Annotated in this window: 15 protein-coding genes; 10 read left to right on the top strand and 5 right to left on the bottom strand. The window is 62.4% G+C overall.

The annotated features are described in order from the left end of the window. The first annotated feature begins 2 nt into the window (after nucleotides 1-2). The 8 genes from tcyN to ACTJLA_RS21090 all read left to right on the top strand — a co-directional run bounded on the left by tcyN (nucleotide 3) and on the right by ACTJLA_RS21090 (nucleotide 8,631). Complete coding sequence (gene tcyN, locus ACTJLA_RS21125; RefSeq protein ID WP_014716461.1) at nucleotides 3-749, top strand: L-cystine ABC transporter ATP-binding protein TcyN; 747 nt, start codon at nucleotides 3-5, stop codon at nucleotides 747-749. Between the two features lie 375 nt (nucleotides 750-1,124). Further along, nucleotides 1,125-1,913 carry a hypothetical protein gene (locus ACTJLA_RS21120; RefSeq protein WP_313043411.1) on the top strand — a complete coding sequence of 263 codons (789 nt, stop codon included), beginning with the start codon at nucleotides 1,125-1,127 and terminating at the stop codon, nucleotides 1,911-1,913. Between the two features lie 185 nt (nucleotides 1,914-2,098). Continuing rightward, on the top strand, nucleotides 2,099-3,340 hold the full coding sequence (locus ACTJLA_RS21115; protein ID WP_440842063.1) for an SfnB family sulfur acquisition oxidoreductase: 1,242 nt from the start codon (nucleotides 2,099-2,101) through the stop codon (nucleotides 3,338-3,340). 39 nt (nucleotides 3,341-3,379) lie between these two features. After that, nucleotides 3,380-4,573, top strand: coding sequence for an SfnB family sulfur acquisition oxidoreductase (locus tag ACTJLA_RS21110; RefSeq protein WP_252949536.1), 1,194 nt, complete (start codon nucleotides 3,380-3,382; stop codon nucleotides 4,571-4,573). Continuing rightward, nucleotides 4,573-5,931, top strand: a complete 1,359-nt coding sequence (locus ACTJLA_RS21105; protein ID WP_057975351.1) for an LLM class flavin-dependent oxidoreductase — start codon at nucleotides 4,573-4,575, stop codon at nucleotides 5,929-5,931. The genes ACTJLA_RS21110 and ACTJLA_RS21105 overlap by 1 nt, the downstream gene beginning before the upstream one ends. Nucleotides 5,932-6,069: 138 nt before the next feature. Continuing rightward, the gene (locus tag ACTJLA_RS21100) at nucleotides 6,070-6,885 is read left to right on the top strand and encodes a MetQ/NlpA family ABC transporter substrate-binding protein (protein ID WP_127880527.1); all 816 of its coding nucleotides are present in this window, start codon (nucleotides 6,070-6,072) and stop codon (nucleotides 6,883-6,885) included. Continuing rightward, complete coding sequence (locus ACTJLA_RS21095) at nucleotides 6,882-7,997, top strand: methionine ABC transporter ATP-binding protein (RefSeq protein ID WP_060772800.1); 1,116 nt, start codon at nucleotides 6,882-6,884, stop codon at nucleotides 7,995-7,997. Before ACTJLA_RS21100 ends, ACTJLA_RS21095 begins: the two co-directional genes overlap by 4 nt. Next, nucleotides 7,987-8,631 (top strand): methionine ABC transporter permease, encoded by a 645-nt coding sequence (locus tag ACTJLA_RS21090; protein ID WP_003187635.1) that lies wholly within the window; start codon nucleotides 7,987-7,989, stop codon nucleotides 8,629-8,631. The genes ACTJLA_RS21095 and ACTJLA_RS21090 overlap by 11 nt, the downstream gene beginning before the upstream one ends. Nucleotides 8,632-8,633: 2 nt before the next feature. On the opposite strand, the gene ACTJLA_RS21085 is transcribed toward ACTJLA_RS21090, so the two are convergent. Next, complete coding sequence (locus ACTJLA_RS21085) at nucleotides 8,634-9,737, bottom strand: hypothetical protein (protein ID WP_440842058.1); 1,104 nt, start codon at nucleotides 9,735-9,737, stop codon at nucleotides 8,634-8,636. Nucleotides 9,738-9,913: 176 nt separating this feature from the next. Here ACTJLA_RS21085 and ACTJLA_RS21080 point away from each other — a divergent pair, with 176 nt between their 5' ends. Continuing rightward, complete coding sequence (locus ACTJLA_RS21080; protein ID WP_060772801.1) at nucleotides 9,914-10,540, top strand: class I SAM-dependent methyltransferase; 627 nt, start codon at nucleotides 9,914-9,916, stop codon at nucleotides 10,538-10,540. Nucleotides 10,541-10,648: 108 nt separating this feature from the next. On the opposite strand, the gene ACTJLA_RS21075 is transcribed toward ACTJLA_RS21080, so the two are convergent. The 4 genes from ACTJLA_RS21075 to ACTJLA_RS21060 all read right to left on the bottom strand — a co-directional run bounded on the left by ACTJLA_RS21075 (nucleotide 10,649) and on the right by ACTJLA_RS21060 (nucleotide 18,235). After that, nucleotides 10,649-12,838: a glycoside hydrolase gene (locus ACTJLA_RS21075; protein WP_440842056.1), complete on the bottom strand. Its 2,190-nt coding sequence runs from the start codon at nucleotides 12,836-12,838 to the stop codon at nucleotides 10,649-10,651. 185 nt (nucleotides 12,839-13,023) lie between these two features. After that, on the bottom strand, nucleotides 13,024-16,089 hold the full coding sequence (locus ACTJLA_RS21070; protein ID WP_032894148.1) for an efflux RND transporter permease subunit: 3,066 nt from the start codon (nucleotides 16,087-16,089) through the stop codon (nucleotides 13,024-13,026). After that, nucleotides 16,086-17,156, bottom strand: coding sequence for an efflux RND transporter periplasmic adaptor subunit (locus ACTJLA_RS21065; protein ID WP_060765832.1), 1,071 nt, complete (start codon nucleotides 17,154-17,156; stop codon nucleotides 16,086-16,088). The genes ACTJLA_RS21070 and ACTJLA_RS21065 overlap by 4 nt, the downstream gene beginning before the upstream one ends. After that, entirely contained in the window at nucleotides 17,153-18,235 is a 1,083-nt protein-coding gene (locus ACTJLA_RS21060) for an efflux RND transporter periplasmic adaptor subunit (protein WP_020302227.1), read from the bottom strand. Before ACTJLA_RS21060 ends, ACTJLA_RS21065 begins: the two co-directional genes overlap by 4 nt. A gap of 121 nt (nucleotides 18,236-18,356) precedes the next feature. On the opposite strand from ACTJLA_RS21060, the gene ACTJLA_RS21055 reads away from it, so the two are divergent. Continuing rightward, nucleotides 18,357-19,520 (top strand): AAA family ATPase, encoded by a 1,164-nt coding sequence (locus tag ACTJLA_RS21055; protein ID WP_314551011.1) that lies wholly within the window; start codon nucleotides 18,357-18,359, stop codon nucleotides 19,518-19,520. Nucleotides 19,521-19,523 lie beyond the last annotated feature (3 nt).

The following is a 19,523-nucleotide window of genomic DNA, read 5'->3' as shown; positions in this document are numbered from 1 at the left end:
GCATGATCGTGGTTGAAAAATTGACCAAGCAATTCAACGGCCAGGTGGTGCTCAACGGCATCGACCTGGAGGTCAAGGAAGGCGAAGTGGTCGCCATCATCGGCCCCAGCGGTTCGGGCAAGACCACCTTCCTGCGCTGCCTGAACTTCCTCGAAGAACCCACCAGCGGCCGTATCAAGGTGGGTGACATCGAGATCGACAGCAGCAGGCCGCTCAACCAGCAACAGGGCCTGGTGCGGCGCCTGCGCCAGCATGTGGGCTTTGTGTTCCAGAACTTCAACCTGTTTCCCCACCGCACCGCGCTGGAAAACGTCATCGAAGGCCCGATTGTGGTCAAGAAGATGCCACGGGAAGCGGCGGCCGAACTGGGGCGCAAGCTGTTGGCCAGGGTCGGCCTGGCGGGCAAGGAAGCGTCGTACCCACGGCGGCTGTCCGGCGGCCAGCAACAGCGTGTGGCGATTGCTCGCGCATTGGCCATGGAGCCGGAGGTGATCCTGTTCGACGAACCCACCTCGGCCCTCGACCCGGAACTGGTGGGCGAAGTCCTGGCGACCATTCGCAGCCTGGCCGAAGAAAACCGCACCATGGTCATCGTCACCCACGAGATGAGCTTTGCCCGTGATGTGGCCAACCGGGTGATCTTTTTCGACAAGGGCGTGATCGTCGAACAGGGCGAAGCCAAGGCGCTGTTTGCCAACCCCAGGGAAGAACGTACCAAGCAGTTCCTGAGCAAATTCCTCGCCCACTGACGCCTCCCAGTGTAGGAGCGAGCTTGCTCGCGAAGAACGTTAACGATAACGCGGTGAANGAATCAGATTGACCGAGTTGCCTGGGCGTTCTTCGCGAGCAAGCTCGCTCCTACAACGGGTTGCAGGTTGAGCGTGTAAAAGCCCCCGTCGCAAGCGCCTTAAAATCCCCCTCCCCGTCAGACCCGTCTGAATCTCGCCAAACCCGCCGTTTAGCCCTTTGCCTCCATTGACGCTCCTTGGCCAACCCTCTTATCTAGCGCCTTGAGGATTGGATCCTATCCCGGCTACTGACTGAATCGTGCCTTTCGAACCCCCTTGCGCCTGTGCGTCCAGGTTTCGGAACGATTGCTGCTGGCTGCATCAAGGAGATTACTTATGACACACACTCAAACCCCGGCCACGCTCAGTGCCCCAAGGCTTCCCCAGGCTATTGGAAACGGCATCAGCGCCCTGGCCTCCGCCCACTTGCAGGTCGACATTTTACCCTACCCGAGCATGGAAGAAGGCGACCTGATCGAACTGTTCTGGAACAACTGCTTCGCCGCCTCGCGCAAGGTGACGGCCTGCAGGATCGGCACGTGTACCCACTTATGCGTACCGCAGAGCTTTGTGCAGGACGGACCGGCACGCGTCCATTACCAGGTCTTGCAGATCGGCCATGGCCCGATGCGCTCGGCGGTGACGCTGGTGCGGGTCAAGACCAGCTATCCGGGCGGTCAGCCTTCGCCGCGCCTGAACCCTGAAGGCGACACTGAAAACCAGAATCTGGCGCCCGTGAACTTGCCCGAGACGATTCGCCGCCACGGCGTCAACAGCAGCCAGGTAAGGCGCGGCATTCCGCTGACCATCGAGCCTTACCTGAACATGAGCACGGGCGATGCCATTACGTTGCGCTGGGGCGATGTACGCTTGGACCTGCCCCGCATCCAAGCCAACAGCGTCGGCCTGGCGGTGCAGGTGTGGGTGCCGCCCCACGTGATTGTCGAAGCCGGCGACGACTGCCGGTTGGAAGTCACCTACTGCATTCTCGACCGCGTGGGTAACAACTCCCGCTGGGCGCCCGCCCGCACGCTGCGCATCGCCGCCTGCACACCGCCCCGCACTGCCTCGCCCGCACCGGGCTATCAACCGCGTCGCTTCGGTTCACCCTGTGAACCGGGGTGACAGCCCTTCTATGCATATTCCTAAAAGTTAGTTTATTTAAATAATTAACACGCTTAGGGTATATGCACCGGACCACCGGACATTCCTGATTTTTCTGTTTATTTCATTGAATGCGAGGTCGGTATGGTCAGAATTACCCCGGTGCGCAACGCCAGGGCATTGCGTGCAGCCAAGGAGCGGCGCTGATGTCTAACTTGGCTCTAACACCCCCCCAGAGTGATCTGGACGTAGCCCCCCTGCTGTTGCCAGCCACGGTGTTGCGCAACGACGCCCAGGCACTGAGTGCAGCCCACGAACTGGCCCAGGCTGCACGCCTGCACGCCGCCCAGCGCGACCAGCAACGCAAACTGCCCTGGGCGCAGATAGAACAGTTCACCCGCAGCGGCTTGGGCAGTATTTCCATTCCCCGGGAATACGGCGGCCCACAGGTGTCGTTTGTGACCCTGGCCGAAGTCTTCGCGATCATCAGCGCAGCCGACCCGGCACTCGGGCAGATCCCGCAGAACCATTTCGGCATCTTGTACGTATTGCAGGGCACCGCGACCGAGCGTCAGAAAAAGCAGCTGTTCCAGAGCGTGCTCGACGGCTGGCGCATCGGCAACGGCGGCCCGGAACGCGGCACCAAAAATACCCTGAAGCTCAAGGCACGCATTACGGCCGAAGGTGATGGGTACGTGGTCAGCGGCCAGAAGTTCTACTCCACCGGCGCACTGTTTGCTCACTGGGTCGCCATAAAAGCGTTGAACGATGACGGCAAGCAAGTCATGGCCTTCGTGCGGCGCGGCAGCGAGGGGCTGCGCATCGTCGATGACTGGTCGGGCTTTGGCCAACGCACCACCGCCAGCGGTACCGTCTTGCTTGATCGCGTGGCCGTGGAGCCGGAACTGGTCATCGACAACTGGCGCCTGGGCGAAAGCCCGAATATCCAGGGGGCCGTGTCGCAACTGATCCAGGCCGCCATCGACGCTGGCATCGCCCGAGGCGCCCTCGACGATGCCATTGCCTTCGTGCGTGAACGCTCACGCCCGTGGATCGACGCCAAGGTCGAACGGGCCAGCGACGACCTGTATGTGATCGCTGATATCGGCAAGTTGAAGATCGAACTGCACGCCGCCGAAGCCCTGCTGCGCAAGGCCGGCCAGGTGCTTGACCAGGTCAGCGCCGCGCCGATCACCGCGCAGTCCGCCGCCCACGCCTCGATTGCCGTGGCCGAGGCCAAGGTGCTGACCACCGAAGTGGCGTTACAAGTCACCGAGAAGCTCTTTGAACTGGCCGGCAGCCGCGCCACCCTGGCCGAATTCAACCTTGACCGTCACTGGCGCAACGCCCGGGTGCACACCCTGCACGACCCGGTGCGCTGGAAGTACCACGCCATCGGCGCCTATCGGCTCAACGGCACCTTGCCGGCTCGTCATTCCTGGATTTAACCAACCAGAACACTTTTCCACGAGCTTCTGGAGAAACTCATGACCCTTTCTCACCCCGTCGCGGTCATCACCAGCGACGAACAAGCGCTTATTGTCGCCAGCGATCTTGCTGAAGACTTGCGCCGCGACAGCGCCCAACGCGACCGCGAACGCCGCCTGCCATTGCCCGAACTGGACGTGTTTTCCCGCTCTGGCCTGTGGGGCATCAGCGTGCCCAAGGCCTACGGTGGCGCGGGCGTGTCCAACGTCACCCTGGCCAAGGTCATCGCACTGATCGCCCAGGCCGATGGCTCGTTGGGCCAGATTCCGCAAAACCATTTCTATGCCCTCGAAGTACTGCGCGTGAACGGCAGCCCCGAACAGCAGCAACGCCTGTACGCCGAGGTGTTGGCCGGCCAACGCTTTGGCAACGCCTTGGCGGAGCTGGGCACCAAGACCGCCCACGACCGCATTACCAGCCTCACCCGCGACGGCGACGGTTTTCGCATCAACGGGCGCAAGTTCTACGCCACCGGCGCGATCTACGCCCAGCGCATCCCCACTTCGGTGGTGGATGCAAATGGCGTGCAGCAACTGGCCTTCGTACCGCGTGACAGCGAGGGACTGACGGTGATCGACGACTGGAGCGGCTTCGGCCAGCGCACTACCGGCAGCGGCTCGGTAGTGTTCGACAACGTGTGGGTCGCGGCGCAAGACGTGGTGCCGTTCCAGAGCGCTTTCGAACGCCCGACCACCGTCGGCCCGCTGGCGCAGATCCTCCACGCAGCCATCGACACCGGCATCGCCCGCGCGGCCTTTGAGGACGCCTTGCATTTTGTGCGCACCAAGACCCGCCCATGGATCGACGCCGACAACGACAAGGCCACCGAAGACCCGCTGACACTCAAGAGCTTCGGCCACCTGAGCAGCCGGCTGCACGCCGCCGAAGCCTTGCTGGAACGCTCGGGTGAATTCCTCGACCGCGCCCAGGCCGACAGCAATGCCCAGACCGTCGCCGCAGCCTCCATCGCCGTTGCCGAAGTACGCGCCCTGAGCACCGAAATCTCCCTGGCGGCCGGCAGCACCCTGTTCGAACTGGCTGGCAGCCAGGCGACCCTGGCCGAACACGGCCTGGACCGCCACTGGCGCAACGCCCGGGTGCACACCCTGCACGACCCGGTGCGCTGGAAATACCATGCGGTTGGCAACTACTACCTCAACGATGAAAACCCGCCGCTGCGGGGGACCATCTGATGAGCAAAAAAAAGATCCTGCTCAATGCTTTCAACATGAACTGCATCGGGCACATCAATCACGGTTTGTGGGCTCATCCACGAGACAACTCGACCGAGTACAAGACCCTCGAATACTGGACTGAACTGGCGAAGATCCTTGAACGCGGGTTGTTCGACGGTTTGTTCATCGCTGATATCGTCGGCGTGTATGACGTCTATCAGGACTCCATTGACGTGCCCCTCAAGGAGTCGATCCAGCTACCGGTCAACGACCCGCTGCTGCTGGTGTCGGCCATGGCCGCCGTCACCCAGCACCTTGGCTTCGGCCTTACCGCCAACCTCACCTATGAGCCGCCGTACCTGTTCGCACGGCGCATGTCGACGCTGGATCACCTGAGCCGTGGCCGGGTGGGTTGGAACATTGTCACCGGCTACCTCGACAGCGCCGCCAAGGCCATGGGCCTTACCGAACAGGTCGAGCATGACCAGCGCTACGACCAGGCCGATGAATACCTGCAGGTGTTGTACAAGCTCTGGGAAGGCAGCTGGGAAGACGACGCGGTGCGCAACGATCGCCAAGCGCGGGTGTATGCGCAACCGGGCAAGGTGCACAAGGTAGAGCACCACGGCGAGTTCTACCAGGTGGAGGGTTACCACCTGTGCGAGCCCTCGCCGCAGCGCACGCCGGTGCTGTTCCAGGCCGGCAGTTCCGAGCGCGGCTTGCTGTTCGCCGGGCGGCATGCCGAGTGCGTGTTTATCAGCGGGCAAAACAAAGCAGCGACCAAACGCCAGGTGGACAAGGTGCGCGCCAGCGCAGTGGAGGCTGGGCGCAACCCGGACGACATCAAGGTGTTCATGGGCCTGAACGTCATCGTTGGCGCCACTGAAGCGTTGGCCTGGAACAAGCACGCCGAGTACCTCAGCTACGCCAGCGCGGAAGCCGGCGTGGCGCACTTCTCGGCCTCGACCGGGATTGATTTTGCCCAGTACGCGTTGGACGAACCGATCCAGTACGTCAAAAGCAACGCGATCCAGTCGGCCACCCAGAACCTGCAGAACAACGACTGGACCCGGCGCAAATTGCTTGAACAGCACGCCTTGGGCGGGCGCTATATCACCCTGGTGGGCTCGCCTGAACAGGTGGCCGATGAGCTGGAATCCTGGATCAGCGAAACCGGGCTGGATGGTTTCAACCTGACGCGCATTGTGACGCCGGAGAGCTATGTGGATTTCATTGAGCTGGTGATACCGGAGCTACAACGACGGGGCTCGTACAAGACGGAATATGCGCAGGGAACGCTGCGGGAAAAAGTCTTCCACGACACGGCTCGCTTACCCAGCCAACACACCGGCTCTACCTACCGCCACATTGTTTGATCGTTCCCACGCTCCGCGTGGGAATGCCTCTTGGACGCTCTGCGTTCGCTTGTGGGACGCGGAGCGTCCCTGGCTGCATTACCACGCGGAGCGTGGGAACGATCTCGCTACCTAAGACCTTATGACTGGAAAACCACTATGAAAAAGACATTCCTAAACCACCCAGTCAAAGCACTGGCCCTGGCCTTCGGCTTATTCAGCTCGGCGGTATTTGCCGCCGACGCCCCGCTGAAAATCGGCACCACCGCTGCCTTCGCCATTCCGCTGGAAGCCGCCGTAGAAGAGGCCGGCAAGCAGGGCCTGAAGGTCGAACTGGTGGAGTTCACCGACTGGATCGCGCCCAACGTCAGCCTCGCCGCCGGCGATATCGACGTGAACTACTTCCAGCACATTCCCTTCCTGGAAAACGCCAAGGCCGCCGCCGGCTTTGACCTGGTGCCGTATGCGCCAGGCATCATCAATAACGTCGGGCTGTATTCGAAAAAGTACAAAAACTTCAACGAGCTGCCCGCAGGCGCCAGCGTGGCGATTGCCAACGACCCGATCAACAGTGGTCGCGGCCTGCAACTGCTGGCCAAGGCCGGGCTGATCACCCTCAAGCCGGGTGTGGGCTACAAGGCCACCGAAGAAGACATCATCGCCAACCCGAAAAATATCAAGATCCTGCAAGTGGAAGCGGTGCAACTGGTGCGCGCCTATGACGACGCCGATCTGGTGCAGGGCTACCCGGCGTACATCCGCCTGTCCAAGACCTTCGATGCCGAGTCGGCACTGCTGTTCGACGGCCTCGACCACCCGGAATACGTGATTCAGTTCGTCATCCAGCCCAAGAGCAAAACCGACCCACGGGTGATCAAGTTCGTCGATATCTACCAACACTCGCCGGTGGTGCGTGCGGCCTTGGACAAGTCCCTCGGCAAGCTCTACCAGGTCGGTTGGGAAGCTAAACCATGAGTGCCGCCAACGCCCGATTGCACGATCTGGCCCCTGCGCCCAGCCACGCCGAACAGACTGAACTGCACCCGGACTTGAACCGCGCCCATGTGCGGTTCATCAACCTGGGAAAAACCTATGACGGCACGGTGCATGCGCTGCAAGGCATTGACCTGGCGATCCAGCGTGGCGAAGTGTTCGGCATCATCGGCCGCAGCGGCGCCGGCAAGTCATCGCTGATCCGCACCATCAACCGCCTGGAACAACCCAGCAGCGGACGGGTGCTGATCGACCAGGTGGACATCGGCAGCTTCGATGAAGACCACCTGGTGGCGCTGCGGCGACGCATCGGCATGATCTTCCAGCACTTCAACCTGATGTCGGCCAAGACTGTGTGGCAGAACGTCGAGTTGCCGCTCAAGGTCGCCGGTGTACCCCAGGCACAACGCGCGCGAAAGGTGCATGAACTGCTGGAGCTGGTAGGCCTGCAAGACAAACACAAGGCGTACCCGGCGCAGCTGTCCGGCGGGCAGAAGCAGCGTGTCGGCATCGCCCGCGCGCTGGTGCACGACCCCGAGATTCTGCTGTGCGACGAAGCCACCTCGGCCCTCGACCCGGAAACCACCCAGTCGATCCTCGGCCTGCTGCGCGAGATCAACCAGCGCCTGGGCCTGACCATCGTGCTGATCACCCATGAGATGGCGGTGATCCGCGACATCTGCGACCGCGTGGTGGTGCTGGAGCACGGGCGTATCGTCGAGCAAGGCCCGGTGTGGCAGGTGTTTGGCGATCCGCAACATGAGGTCAGCAAGACCCTGCTCGCACCGCTGCAACACGGCTTGCCGCCAGAGTTGCAAAGCCGCCTGCAACCCACGCCAGCCTCGGCCGACGCCGCACTGGTACTGCGCCTGCAGTTCACCGGCAGCGACACCCTGGAGCCAGACCTCGCGGCACTGTTCAGTGCCCTCGGCGGCCGTGTGCGTTTACTGCAAGGCGGCGTGGAACGCATCCAGGGGCATGCCTTGGGGCAACTGCTGCTGGCGGTGAATGGATCGCCGCACAACGCCGAAGAACTGCGCAAACGCGCGGCCAATTGGGCACAACAGGTGGAGGTGCTGGGCTATGTGGTTTGATCGTTTAGTGCAGGGCGCCATCGACACCTTGTTGATGGTGGGGGTGTCGTCGCTGATCGCGCTGCTGGTGGGCATTCCGCTGGCGGTCTTCCTGGTCACCAGCGACAAGGGCGGCATCTACCAGGCACCGGCCCTTAACCGCGTGCTGGGAGCGTTCGTGAATCTGTTCCGCTCCATTCCGTTTCTGATCCTGATGGTGGCGCTCATCCCGTTCACGCGCCTGATCGTCGGCACCACCTATGGCGTTTGGGCGGCAGTGGTACCGCTGACCATCGCCGCCACGCCGTTCTTTGCACGCATTGCTGAAGTGAGCCTGCGCGAGGTCGACCATGGCCTGATCGAAGCCGCGCAGGCCATGGGTTGCCGCCGCTGGCACATCATCTGGCATGTGCTGTTGCCAGAGGCGTTACCCGGCATCGTCGGCGGCTTCACCATCACCCTGGTGACCATGATCAACTCATCGGCCATGGCCGGAGCAATAGGCGCCGGTGGCCTGGGCGATATTGCCTACCGCTATGGCTACCAGCGCTTCGATACGCAGATCATGCTCACGGTGATTGTGCTGCTGGTGGTGCTGGTGGCGGTGATCCAACTGAGTGGGGACCGGTTGGCGCGGGTATTGAACAAGCGCTGACGTCACGGGCACTCATCCAGTTGGGCAACGCTGGCACGGGGCACGAAGGTGATGGTTTTCTCCTTGGCCTGCCAGGGACGCACGATATAGCTGCCATCCGAGTCGGCCATCACCCGCAGTTTTACGCTGCGCTTGGGGTTGTCGGCGTCTACCAGTGCGCCGGGGACCTTCGCCTCTGCTGCCCAGGCCATCAACGTACAAACGCGCCCTCCCGAGGCGGAGCCTTGCAGCGGCAGGCCGCCCAACTTGGCCCCACTCGCCGGGATCAGCCCGAGTAAAACGATGAGCGCAAAGGCCGCCATCGAGGCGAACGCAACCGGGTTTTTTTGATCGCGCATGCGCGCCACCAGACAGGCGGCGCTCCCCTGGATCAAGACCAGCACGCCCAGTTCGGCGGCCATGAACGGCGCAAAGAACACGGCGCTATCGGAGTACTCGCTGAAGGCGCGGGAGACCGGCACCGTCACCATCAAAATGACCATCATTTGAACGACCCCGGCGCCAGCACTGGCCAGCCAGAACTCGCCGGTCAGCTCACGCAGGGCAACATCGGCGGGCCGGGCACGAATGATGATGCCGACATAGGCCACTATCGCCGCCATGAATGCGACGATCCAGCTGAAGGTCAGCCAAAACCCACTTTCGGCGTTCACAGACAGGTATACAGCGGACATCCAGAAAACACCCATTACGACCAGACTGACAGTCCAATGCCCCAATAAGCGCCTATGCTGGGCCGTCTCTTGGGGCGACTGCGGGCGGAGATTGAGTTGATCACTCAGGCGCACACCCGCGCAGTTCAGGCGCGTGAACAAGATGAAGGTAGGGATCAGGATCGACGCGCCCATCATGCCGATCACAAATACCAACATGGCGAACATCGCCGGCAAGGCAGTGAACGCCGACGCCGACAAGATACTCAGCGGTACCTGTTCGACCTGGATGTACTGGTACAGGTACAAGCCAGCCACCGAGAGAATCCCCACCGTCAGCGGCCAGGCACGCTCATTGAGCCAGAACAGCCCATTGCTCAATCTTGTGGCGTATTGGTCGACCTTGTTCGCTGCGGTGTCGCTGCCAACGGGTGAACGTTTTTCCTCTTCCATGGATGTGTAGCCCTCTGCAAATGAGGGCCGAATCTTACCCACAATTTCCCGTGGCGGTCTGTCGGATGCGCGCACTGCGACCGCCGTGAAGTGCCCTACAGCGGATACACGGTTTTCAACTGATGAATGGGCCGGGGTATAGTCCCCCTACCTCAGCCGCAGCCGTGCGCCATGCCATGAAACTTGCTCCCGACGACCTCAACCAGATCACCTCCACCACCCTGGGCCACTACAACAAGGTGGCCGAAGACTTCCGTGAAGGCACCCGCGATCACGATGTGAGCCAGAACATCGACGCGCTGCTGCGGCATATCCAGGGCACGCCGCCATTCACTGTGCTGGATTTCGGCTGTGGGCCAGGGCGGGATTTGCAGACGTTTACGCGCATGGGGCATATCGCCGTTGGCCTGGATGGCTCCGAGCGTTTTGCGCAGATGGCCCGCGAAGACAGCGGCTGTGAGGTGCTGCAGCAGGACTTTCTCAAGCTGGACCTGCCCGCCGAACGCTTCGATGGGGTGTTTGCCAATGCTGTGCTGTTTCATATTCCCAAGCAGGAGTTGCCCCGAGTGCTCAAAGAGCTGCACGGCGCGTTGAAGCCTGGGGGCGTGCTGTTCAGCTCCAACCCTCGGGGTGAGAACCAAGAGGGCTGGAATGGGCCGCGGTATGGCTCTTATCACGACCTGCAGGCGTGGCAGGCCTTGCTGACCGCGGCAGGGTTTGAAGAGTTGGAGCATTACTACCGGCCGGCCGGGTTGCCGCGGGAACAGCAGCCTTGGTTGGCGAGTGTGTGGCGTAAACTTTAGTACTGCATCGCCTGTACCTGCCTCATCGCAGGCAAGCCAGCTCCCACCTTTGGAATGCATTCCCCTGTGGGAGCGGGCTTGCCCGCGATGGCGCCGTAACGGGCAGCGTTATTTCACCTGATACACCACCGGCTCCTCCCCCTCCACAAGCACCGTCACACTGCGCCCGGCATACCCCTGTTTTTCCACCGCCGAGAAATTCGCCACCAGCCGCGTCCCATCGGCGAAGGTGGTTTGCTGCAGCTGTTTGTCCACCGTCAGCCAACGGAAACCAGTCATTTCCTGGGTCGCCAAGCGCTGGTGCAACGGCCGGAAGAAGCGGTCCTGGCGCTGAATAATCGGCAGCCGCGCCTTGAGCGTCGCAGCACTGAGGTGGTACAGCGGCGGCACGTTGTAGAGCAGTTGGGTCAGTTCATTGTCGCCCTGCACATTGCTCAGTTTGAGGCTGTCGAACAGCCAATGATGGGTGGTGATCACCGAGCCGTGGAACACCGCCTGATACAACGGCAGGCGCATCGTCGGTTCGAAATACAGCGTGCGAAACGGCTCCTTCAACGGCACCGATTTGAAGAACACCGCCGGTTGCTCCGTGGGGTACCAGTTGCCTACGAAGTACGGCGACTGCGGGTCATGGGTCATCTCGCGGTCACCCCAGCCGATCACCGGGGTCTGCATGCCGTGGGCAAACAGGATGCCCTGGGCGGTGATCGCGTTGCCGTCTTCGGAGCCTGTGACCAGCTTCGGCACGGCGTTGATCCAGCGGGAGGCGTCGATATTGCCTTCGGCGTTTTGTGCCTGGGTCATGCTGGCGTTGCTGCGATAGCTGTCGAACAGCATGCTGGTGGCGTAAGCATCGAGAAACCAGGCATTGAAGCCAGCCTTGGCGTGGACCGCCTTCACCCGCGCCTCCAGCAGCGGCCGGACACACCGCGGGTCGGTGTAATGGCCGGACTTCTGGAAACCGGTTTTCAGCTTGCCGTCTTTCAACACGATCGCGCAGTCGCGATAGGCCTTGGCGCCCAAGTGGGCAGTGGTCCAATCGGGGTTTTCCGTGGCGGACAGGGCCGTTTCATAGGAGTCGTAAGGCGCCATCAGAAAACCGGCTTCCACCCCCGCGCGAATCGCTTCGGGATGCCAGAGGCCACCCTCCCAACCTTCGCCCAAGGTCAGCAACAGACGCTGCAGCCCGGCGTCGCGCAGGGTTTGAATCGTGCTACTGCCCCAGGTTTGCGGGCTGTCACTCAAGGCTCCCGCAAAGTCCACGGCCAGTTCACTGCGCAGCTCACCGTAGCGGGCGGCAAGGCGGGTCATGTCTGGGTCTTCGACTTGCCAGGCCTGCCGGGCCTTGGTGTTGATCGCCGCGTTGACGCCGCGCAGCAGCACGGTTTGCTCATAGCGATTCAATGAAGTGGGCTGCGCCAGCAGCTGTGCGCTCTCCTTGTCCATCAGCGTCTTGAGTTCATGGCTGCGCAGCCGTTTGATCAGTTTGGGCCAATCACGCACATCGCCCATAGCCAGCAGGCCGTTGTCCCAGAGGTACACATGGCTGGCGCCCAGCAGCTTCTGGGCTTCAGGTGTTTGCCGCAGCTTGTCCGCCAACGGTTCATAGCGGCCCTGCTCCACCAGCCACTGGCGGTAGCGCTTGGCGCCAGCCAATGGGTCGGCATCGCCCAGGTACAGGCGCAGCGTCATCGGCGCATCAGGCGCCAGCGAGGTGAATTCATGGGCCGCGGAGAGGGCCAGGCCGTTGCCGTCGGCTTGCCATTGCAGGCGGTTGTTGTAGGGGTTGGTCAACAGCCAGTTCAACGTGAAGCCACCGTGATCCACGCCCCACAGCGGCAGGCTCAGGTCCTGGGTGGTATTGAACTCACCCCGCTCCAGCAGAAACGTCTTCCAGATGGCATTGCCGGCAGGCACGTAATGCCCCTCGGCCAAGGGCCAGATCAACCCTCGCCCCATGGCCTCGGCAGGCTGGCGCAGCAGGGCCAGCTCACCGGGCTCGCGGGCGTTGATGGTCAAGGCCAGGTCGCGCTGTTGCAGGCGGGCGGTCAGGCGATAGGCGCCGTTGTCCCATTGCCAAGTGGCTTGATCAGGCGTGTTCTGCAATTGGCTGACGGCATGCGCGGCCACACCGCTGGATGCCTGCACCGAAGCCTGGCCTGCGGGTGTCACGCGCAGCGCCAGGGTGGCGGGGTCGAGTTCGACGCGCCACAAGGCGTTTTCCAGTACGGTGGCGGCGAAGGCAGGCGGTGCAAGGAGCAACGCGCAAAACAGCAAGGTGAAACGCAGGCACTGCATGAGGACCGACCTGGGTTTGGAATGAGGACCAGAGGGTACAACATGCAAGGGTCAGCCAGGACGACGTCGGGATTTTTCAGAAGCTTCACACAGCCTCAGTCAGTTAAGGCTCTTTTGTAGGAGCGAGCTTGCTCGCGAAAAACTCACAGGCGCCGCGNTTCGCGAGCAAGCTCGCTCCTACAGAATTAATCCTGTTGTGGCTGATGTTCCTGTTTCGGCTCGCGAATCTTGTACCAGGCCACATACAGCGCCGGCAGAAACAGCAACGTCAGCAACGTCGCAATGATGATCCCGCCGATCATCGCGTAGGCCATCGGCCCCCAGAACACCTCCCGCGCAATCGGGATCATGCCCAGGCTCGCCGCCGCAGCCGTCAGCAGAATCGGTCGACGCCGGTGTTCGGTGGCTTCCACCACCGCATCCCACGGCGTGTAGCCGGCCTCTTCGTACTCGTGGATCTGTGTGACCAGAATCACCGAGTTGCGGATGATGATGCCGATCAGCGCCAGGATCCCCAGGATCGCCACAAAGCCCATGGGCGTGCCCGTGGGAATCAACGCCAGCACCACGCCGATCAGCCCCAGTGGCGCGACGCTGGCTACCAGGAACATCTTCTGCACGCTGTGCAACTGGATCATCAGGAAGGTGGCCATCAGGAACAGCATCAACGGCACCACCTTGGCGATAGGTCCCTGAGCCTTGCCACTTTCTTCCACAGTGCCACCGGTGGCGACTTTATAGCCCACCGGCAAGCCTTCGCTGAATTTCTCGATGGTCGGCGCCAATTGCTTGACCAGGTCGGTCGGCTGCATCTCATCGCGCACCGCGGCCTTGATGGTAATCGTCGGCTTGCGGTCACGACGCCAGACCAGCGGCTGCTCCAGCTCGTAACGCACGGTCGCGAACGCCAGCAGTGGAATCGAGGTGCCGTTGGGCGTGACGATCTGCAGGTTCTGCAAGGTTTCCGGAGTGCCCCGCTCGGCATCTTCGGCGCGGCCGACCACGTTGATCAGGTAGATATCGTCGTGCACCTGAGTCACCGCCGCGCCGCTGACCACGCTGTTCATCAACTGCGCCACGTCTTCCGACGAAAGCCCCAGTTGCCGCGCCTTGTCTTGGGCGATGTCGACGCGCAGCACTTTGCCCGGCTCGTTCCAGTCGTAGATGATCTCGCCCAGGTGGGTGTTCTGATCCAGCAAGGTCGCCAGTTCAATGGCGTGTTTGCGCACCTGGTCGATGTCTTTGCCGGACACGCGGTACTGGATCGGCCGCCCTACCGGCGGGCCCATTTCCAGCGGCTGCACGTAGCTGCCGATACCGACAAAATCATCGCGCAAGCGTTGTTGCAGGCGGGCGATCAGGGCGCCACGCTCTTCCAGGCCCTTGCTCACAATCACCAGTTGCGCGTAGTAGGGGTTTTCCAACTGCTGGTCCAGCGGCAGGTAGAAACGGATCGCGCCCTGGCCGATGTAGGTGCTCCAACGGGCGATATCGGGGTCGTCCTTGATGATCGCTTCGAGGCGGTCTACCGCCTTGCGCGTCTCGTTGATCGAGGCGTTTTGCGGCAGGTTCAGGTCGACGAGGATTTCCGGACGGTCCGACGACGGGAAGAACTGGTTCTGCACAAATTGCATGGAAAACACCGAGGCCACGAACAGCGCCACGGTGATACCAATCGCCCACCAACGGTTGCGCATGGCCCACAGCATGCCGCCATTGAAGGCCCGGCCAATGCGCCCTGGCTCGGCGTTGTGCGGTTTCACATTGGCGCTGAGGATATGCACGCCGATCACCGGCGCAAACAGCACCGCCACCACCCACGACACCAGCATCGCCACGGCAATCACCGCGAACAAGGTAAAGGTGTACTCGCCCGCCGAACTGGCGTTGAGGCCAATCGGCACGAAGCCGGCCACGGTCACCAGCGTGCCGGTGAGCATCGGGAAGGCCGTGGAGGTATAGGCGTATGTCGCCGCCTGTTCCTTGGTTTCGCCTTTTTCCAGGCGCGTGATCATCATCTCCACGGTGATCATCGCGTCATCCACCAGCAGGCCGAGGGCGATGATCAATGCGCCCAGCGACACGCGCTGCATGGTGATGCCGCTGTATTCCATGAACACGAACACCAGCGCCAGCACCAACGGAATCGAGCACGCCACCACCAACCCGGCGCGCATGCCGAGGCTGATAAAGCTCACCACCAGCACGATGATCACCGCCTCGAACAACGCGCTGGTAAACCCGCCGACGGCTTCTTCCACCACTTCGGCCTGGTCGGACACCTTGTGCACGCCGACGCCCACCGGCAGGTCGGCGGTCAGCTCGTCCATGCGCCCGTGCAGGGCCTTGCCGAACGACTGGATATTGCCGCCCTTCTGCATGGCGATGGCCAAGCCAATCGCCGGTTTGCCGTTGAAGCGGAACATCGGCCGCGCCGGGTCCACATAGCCACGGCTGATGTCGGCAATATCCGCCAGCCGGTAGAAACGGTCATTGAGGCGCAGGTTGACGTTGGCCAGGTCTTTCTCCGAGGCGAACTGCCCGGAGGTGCGCACCGAAATCCGCTCCGGCCCAGCCTCGATTACCCCGGCCGGCGTTACCGCATTCTGCGATTGCAGGCTTTGCACGACCTGGCGCTGATCAATCCCCAGGGCCGCGAGTTTGCGCGTGGAGAAATTCAGGTAGATCACTTCGTCCTGCTGGCCGATCATTTCGACCTTGCCCAGCCCCGGTACCGAACGGATTTCGGCGCGCACCTGCTCCACGTAATCACGCAGCTGACGCATCGACAGGCCATCGCCGGTAAAGGCGTACACCGAGCCGAACACGTCACCGAATTCATCGTTGAACGACGGCCCCTGCAAACCCTGGGGGAAGGTGCCGCGGATATCATCGATCTTCTTGCGAACCTGGTACCAGATCTCCGGGATGGCCTTGGCGCTGGTGGTGTCCTTGAGGAACACGAACACCGTGGACTCGCCCGGCCGGGTGTAGCTTTTCACGTAGTCGAGGGAGTCGAGTTCCTCGAGTTTTTTCTCGATGCGGTCGGTGACCTGCTTGAGGGTTTCTTCCTGGGTCGCGCCCGGCCAGCGGGTCTGGATCACCATGGTCTTGATGGTGAACGACGGGTCTTCTTCACGGCCCAGGTTCATGTACGAGAACACGCCCATCAGCAGCGCGACGAACATCAGGTACCAGACGAAGGACTGATGCTTGAGGGCCCAGTCGGATAAGTTGAAGCTCCCTTTCATCGCGGGCTGTCCTCGTCGATTTTGACTTTTTGCCCGGATTTCAGGCTGTTCACGCCGGCGGTGACAATGCGCTCGCCGGGTTTGACGCTGCCATTGAGCAAGGCGCTGTGAGCATCACGGCTGATAACCGTGACCTCGCGGGGTTGCACGGTCTGGCTCTGGGTGTCGAGCAGCCAGATACGGGTCTTGCCGTCGACTTCCTGCAAGGCGCTCAGGGGCAGTTCGATACGCGGGGCGATGGCGGTGCTCAAAGTCACGCTGATTGCCGTGCCCAGGCGGAACGCCGGCGGGGTTTCGGCCAGGCTCAGGCGTGCGCGACGGGTGCGCGTGGCGCTTTGGGCCTGAGGCTCGATTTCACGCACCACAGCAGTGGTGTGCACGCTGGGGTCCAGTTGCCCGGCGACCAGGAACACCACATCGGCAGGCAAGCGTTCAGCCAGGCCGGCGGGCAGGTCGATCACCGCTTCCTTGATGTCCGGACGGGCCAGGGTCACTACCTGCTGGCCGGCGCTGACCACCTGGCCGGCCTCGGCATTCCAGGCGGTGACGATGCCGGCATGGTCGGTACGCAGTTCGGCGTAGTTGAGCTGATCCTTGGCCTGGTTGACCGAAGCACGGGCCTGGTCGAGGGTCGCCTGGGTGGTTTTCAGGTCGGTCTGGGCCACATCCAGCTGGGCCTGGGCGCCGACGCCACGGTTGAACAGCTCCTGTTGCCGCCGAGCGTTGGCCTGGGCGTTGATGAACTGCGCCTGTACGCGCGCCAGGTCGCCCTGGGCAGCGCGCAATTGGTTCTGCTGGTCGGTGGGGTCAAGCACGGCGAGCAGAGCGCCCTTCTCCACTTCGGCGCCGACATCCACGGCGCGACGAGCGATGCGGCCCGGCACACGGAACCCCAGGTTGCTTTCATAGCGGGCCTGAATGGTGCCGGCGAAACGGCCCAGGTTTTCCTGGTCTTCAGCCTTCACTTCCATGGACAGCACCGGGCGTATGGGTTCGGGCGGCGCCTCTTCCTTGGAGCAGGCCATCAGCAACAGGCTGGCGGCGACAATGAGCGTCAATTGCTTCATGGCTGCGCTCCGGGTTGGGCGATCTCGACGACCATGCCGGGGTGCAGCAATTGCCCACCGGCTATCACGACTTTTTCACCGCCTTTGAGGCCCTCGCCGATGATCACTTTGCCGGTGAGGTAGCGCGCCACGGTGACCTTGTGCAACTGCGCCTTGCCTTCGCCGTCCACCAGCCACACGGCTGGCTCGTTGAGGTCTTTGGTCAGGGCTGACCAAGGCAGCTCGATGCTCGCCTTGGCCGGGCCATTGGCGGTGGCGCTGACCACCGACCCCAGTTCCATGCCCTTGGGCAGGCTTTGCAGGGCGATCTTCACTTGGACGGTGCCGGTATTGGCGGCCACGGCGGGCGTGACTTCGCGGACTTTGCCCACGGCCTTGATGCTCGGATTGTCCAGCAGGCTCACCGTAATCGGCGCGTCGGGCGGCGGCTCCACCAGCAAGGACTCATACACGTTGAACACGGCGTCACGTTCGCCATCGCGGGCGAGGCTGAAGATCGGCACGGTGGCCTGTACCACTTGGCCGACTTCGGCCTGGCGCGCCGTGATGATCCCCGGGGCATCGGCGATCAACGCGGTGTAGCCCAATTGTTCGCGGGCATTGGCCAACTGCGCCTGGGCGGCGGCCAGGGCACTTTGGCTGCTGCGCAGCGCGGCCTGGGCGGCGTCATATTCGCTGCGGCTGGTATAGCCTTTGGGCAGGAGTTTTTCCTGGCGCACAAAGGCGGCGGCGGTCTGCTTGACCCGCGCCTGTTCGGCCACGACCTGGGCCTGGGCCGAATCGACGTTGGTTTGCAGGTCCTTGGGGTCGAGCTTGGCCAGTACTTGCCTGGCCGTGACGCGGTCGCCCACGTCGACCATGCGCTGGATGATCTTGCCGCCCACGCGAAAGGACAGATCGGTTTGCACCCGCGCCTGGATATCACCGGTCAGCGTCACCGCCGCGGCAAAATCCGCCGACTGCACGGTTTGCACGAACACCCGCGAATGCTGCTTGGGCTCGGCTTTGTCCTGGCCACAGCCGCTGAGCAGCGCCAGGAGGCCAAGGCTGAAAATAAATGTCGAGGTGCGACCGCCCATGCAGGCTCCTTTTGCGTGATGCCGACGTTCAAGTGTGTATGCGACTGTGAGCTTAGATCAGGGTTCCTTATCTGCATGGAGGATCCCATACTCCAATGGTTCCCATGCTGACTAAATACACATGCTTAAAACCCTCGCGGTGGCCAATTACCGCTCGATCAACAAATTGGTGGTGCCCCTGGACCGGCTGAACCTGGTGACAGGGCCCAATGGCAGCGGCAAGTCCAACCTGTATCGCGCCCTGCGCCTGCTGGCCGAAACTGCCCAGGGCGGGGTGATCAATGCGCTGGCCCGCGAAGGCGGGCTGGATTCCACATTCTGGGCCGGGCCGGAAAACATCAGCCGGCGCATGCGCAATGGCGAAGTACCGGTGGAGGCCGTGGTCGCCCAAGGCGTCAAACGCTTGCGCCTGGGCTTTGCCGGGGAGGACTTCAGCTACGCCATCTCCCTGGGCATGCCCATCCCGGTTCCCGGCAGCGAGTTCAAACTGGACCCGGAGATTAAAAAGGAATGTATCTGGGCCGGCCCCCTCTATCGTCCGGCCAGCCTGCTGGTTCAGCGCTCGGGGCCGATGGTACGCGCCCGTGATGGCCGCGCCTGGGACGTGTTGGCCCAACACACGCCCAACTATCACAGCCTGTTCGATCAGGTCGGCAGCCTGCGCGGTTCGCCGGAAGTGTTGCTGCTGCGCGAAAGCATCCGTGGCTGGCGCTTTTATGATCACTTTCGCAGCGATGTGGATGCGCCGATACGCCAGCCGCAATTAGGCACGCGCACGCCGGTGCTGCATCACGACGGTCGGGATTTGGCGGCCGCGTTACAGACGATTCGCGAAGTGGGCGATGTCGAGGCGTTGCAGCACGCGGTCAGTGATGCCTTCCCCGGCGCACGGTTGCATATCGAACCGTTGCAGGGCGGACGCTTTGCCATTGAGTTCTATCAGGAAGGCTTACTGCGCCCGTTGTCGGCGGCGGAGCTGTCGGACGGCACCCTGCGTTACCTGCTGCTGATCGCAGCACTGCTGACCCCACGCCCGCCGACCATGATGGTGCTGAACGAGCCGGAGACCAGCCTGCATCCCGACCTGTTGCCGGCACTGGCGCGCTTGATTATCCAGGCGTCGAAGCAGTGCCAGGTGTGGGTGGTGAGCCATGCCAGCCGCTTGATTGCAGCGTTGCAGCAGGATGAGGGGTGTAACTCGATTGTGTTGGAGAAGGTGATGGGGGAAACGCGAATTGTAGGGCAGGGCATTTTGGATGCGCCGGCGTGGCATTGGCCGGAGTAGGAG

Origin of the sequence: Pseudomonas sp. 22072 (genome assembly GCF_052046095.1) — a bacterium.
Classification (GTDB): Bacteria; Pseudomonadota; Gammaproteobacteria; order Pseudomonadales; family Pseudomonadaceae; genus Aquipseudomonas; species Aquipseudomonas paracarnis.
This window is presented reverse-complemented; position numbering and strand designations above follow the sequence as displayed.

Bases quoted from the DNA above. Each gene is read 5' to 3' on its own strand.
- ACTJLA_RS21065 (WP_060765832.1), bottom strand. From the start codon at position 17,156: ATGAAGCAATTGACGCTCATTGTCGCCGCCAGCCTGTTGCTGATGGCC.
- ACTJLA_RS21105 (WP_057975351.1), top strand. From the start codon at position 4,573: ATGAGCAAAAAAAAGATCCTGCTCAATGCTTTCAACATGAACTGCATC.
- ACTJLA_RS21080 (WP_060772801.1), top strand. From the start codon at position 9,914: ATGAAACTTGCTCCCGACGACCTCAACCAGATCACCTCCACCACCCTG.
- ACTJLA_RS21095 (WP_060772800.1), top strand. From the start codon at position 6,882: ATGAGTGCCGCCAACGCCCGATTGCACGATCTGGCCCCTGCGCCCAGC.
- ACTJLA_RS21110 (WP_252949536.1), top strand. From the start codon at position 3,380: ATGACCCTTTCTCACCCCGTCGCGGTCATCACCAGCGACGAACAAGCG.
- ACTJLA_RS21060 (WP_020302227.1), bottom strand. From the start codon at position 18,235: ATGGGCGGTCGCACCTCGACATTTATTTTCAGCCTTGGCCTCCTGGCG.
- ACTJLA_RS21075 (WP_440842056.1), bottom strand. From the start codon at position 12,838: ATGCAGTGCCTGCGTTTCACCTTGCTGTTTTGCGCGTTGCTCCTTGCA.
- ACTJLA_RS21070 (WP_032894148.1), bottom strand. From the start codon at position 16,089: ATGAAAGGGAGCTTCAACTTATCCGACTGGGCCCTCAAGCATCAGTCC.
- ACTJLA_RS21100 (WP_127880527.1), top strand. From the start codon at position 6,070: ATGAAAAAGACATTCCTAAACCACCCAGTCAAAGCACTGGCCCTGGCC.
- ACTJLA_RS21085 (WP_440842058.1), bottom strand. From the start codon at position 9,737: ATGGAAGAGGAAAAACGTTCACCCGTTGGCAGCGACACCGCAGCGAAC.
- ACTJLA_RS21120 (WP_313043411.1), top strand. From the start codon at position 1,125: ATGACACACACTCAAACCCCGGCCACGCTCAGTGCCCCAAGGCTTCCC.
- ACTJLA_RS21115 (WP_440842063.1), top strand. From the start codon at position 2,099: ATGTCTAACTTGGCTCTAACACCCCCCCAGAGTGATCTGGACGTAGCC.
- ACTJLA_RS21055 (WP_314551011.1), top strand. From the start codon at position 18,357: ATGCTTAAAACCCTCGCGGTGGCCAATTACCGCTCGATCAACAAATTG.
- ACTJLA_RS21090 (WP_003187635.1), top strand. From the start codon at position 7,987: ATGTGGTTTGATCGTTTAGTGCAGGGCGCCATCGACACCTTGTTGATG.
- tcyN (WP_014716461.1), top strand. From the start codon at position 3: ATGATCGTGGTTGAAAAATTGACCAAGCAATTCAACGGCCAGGTGGTG.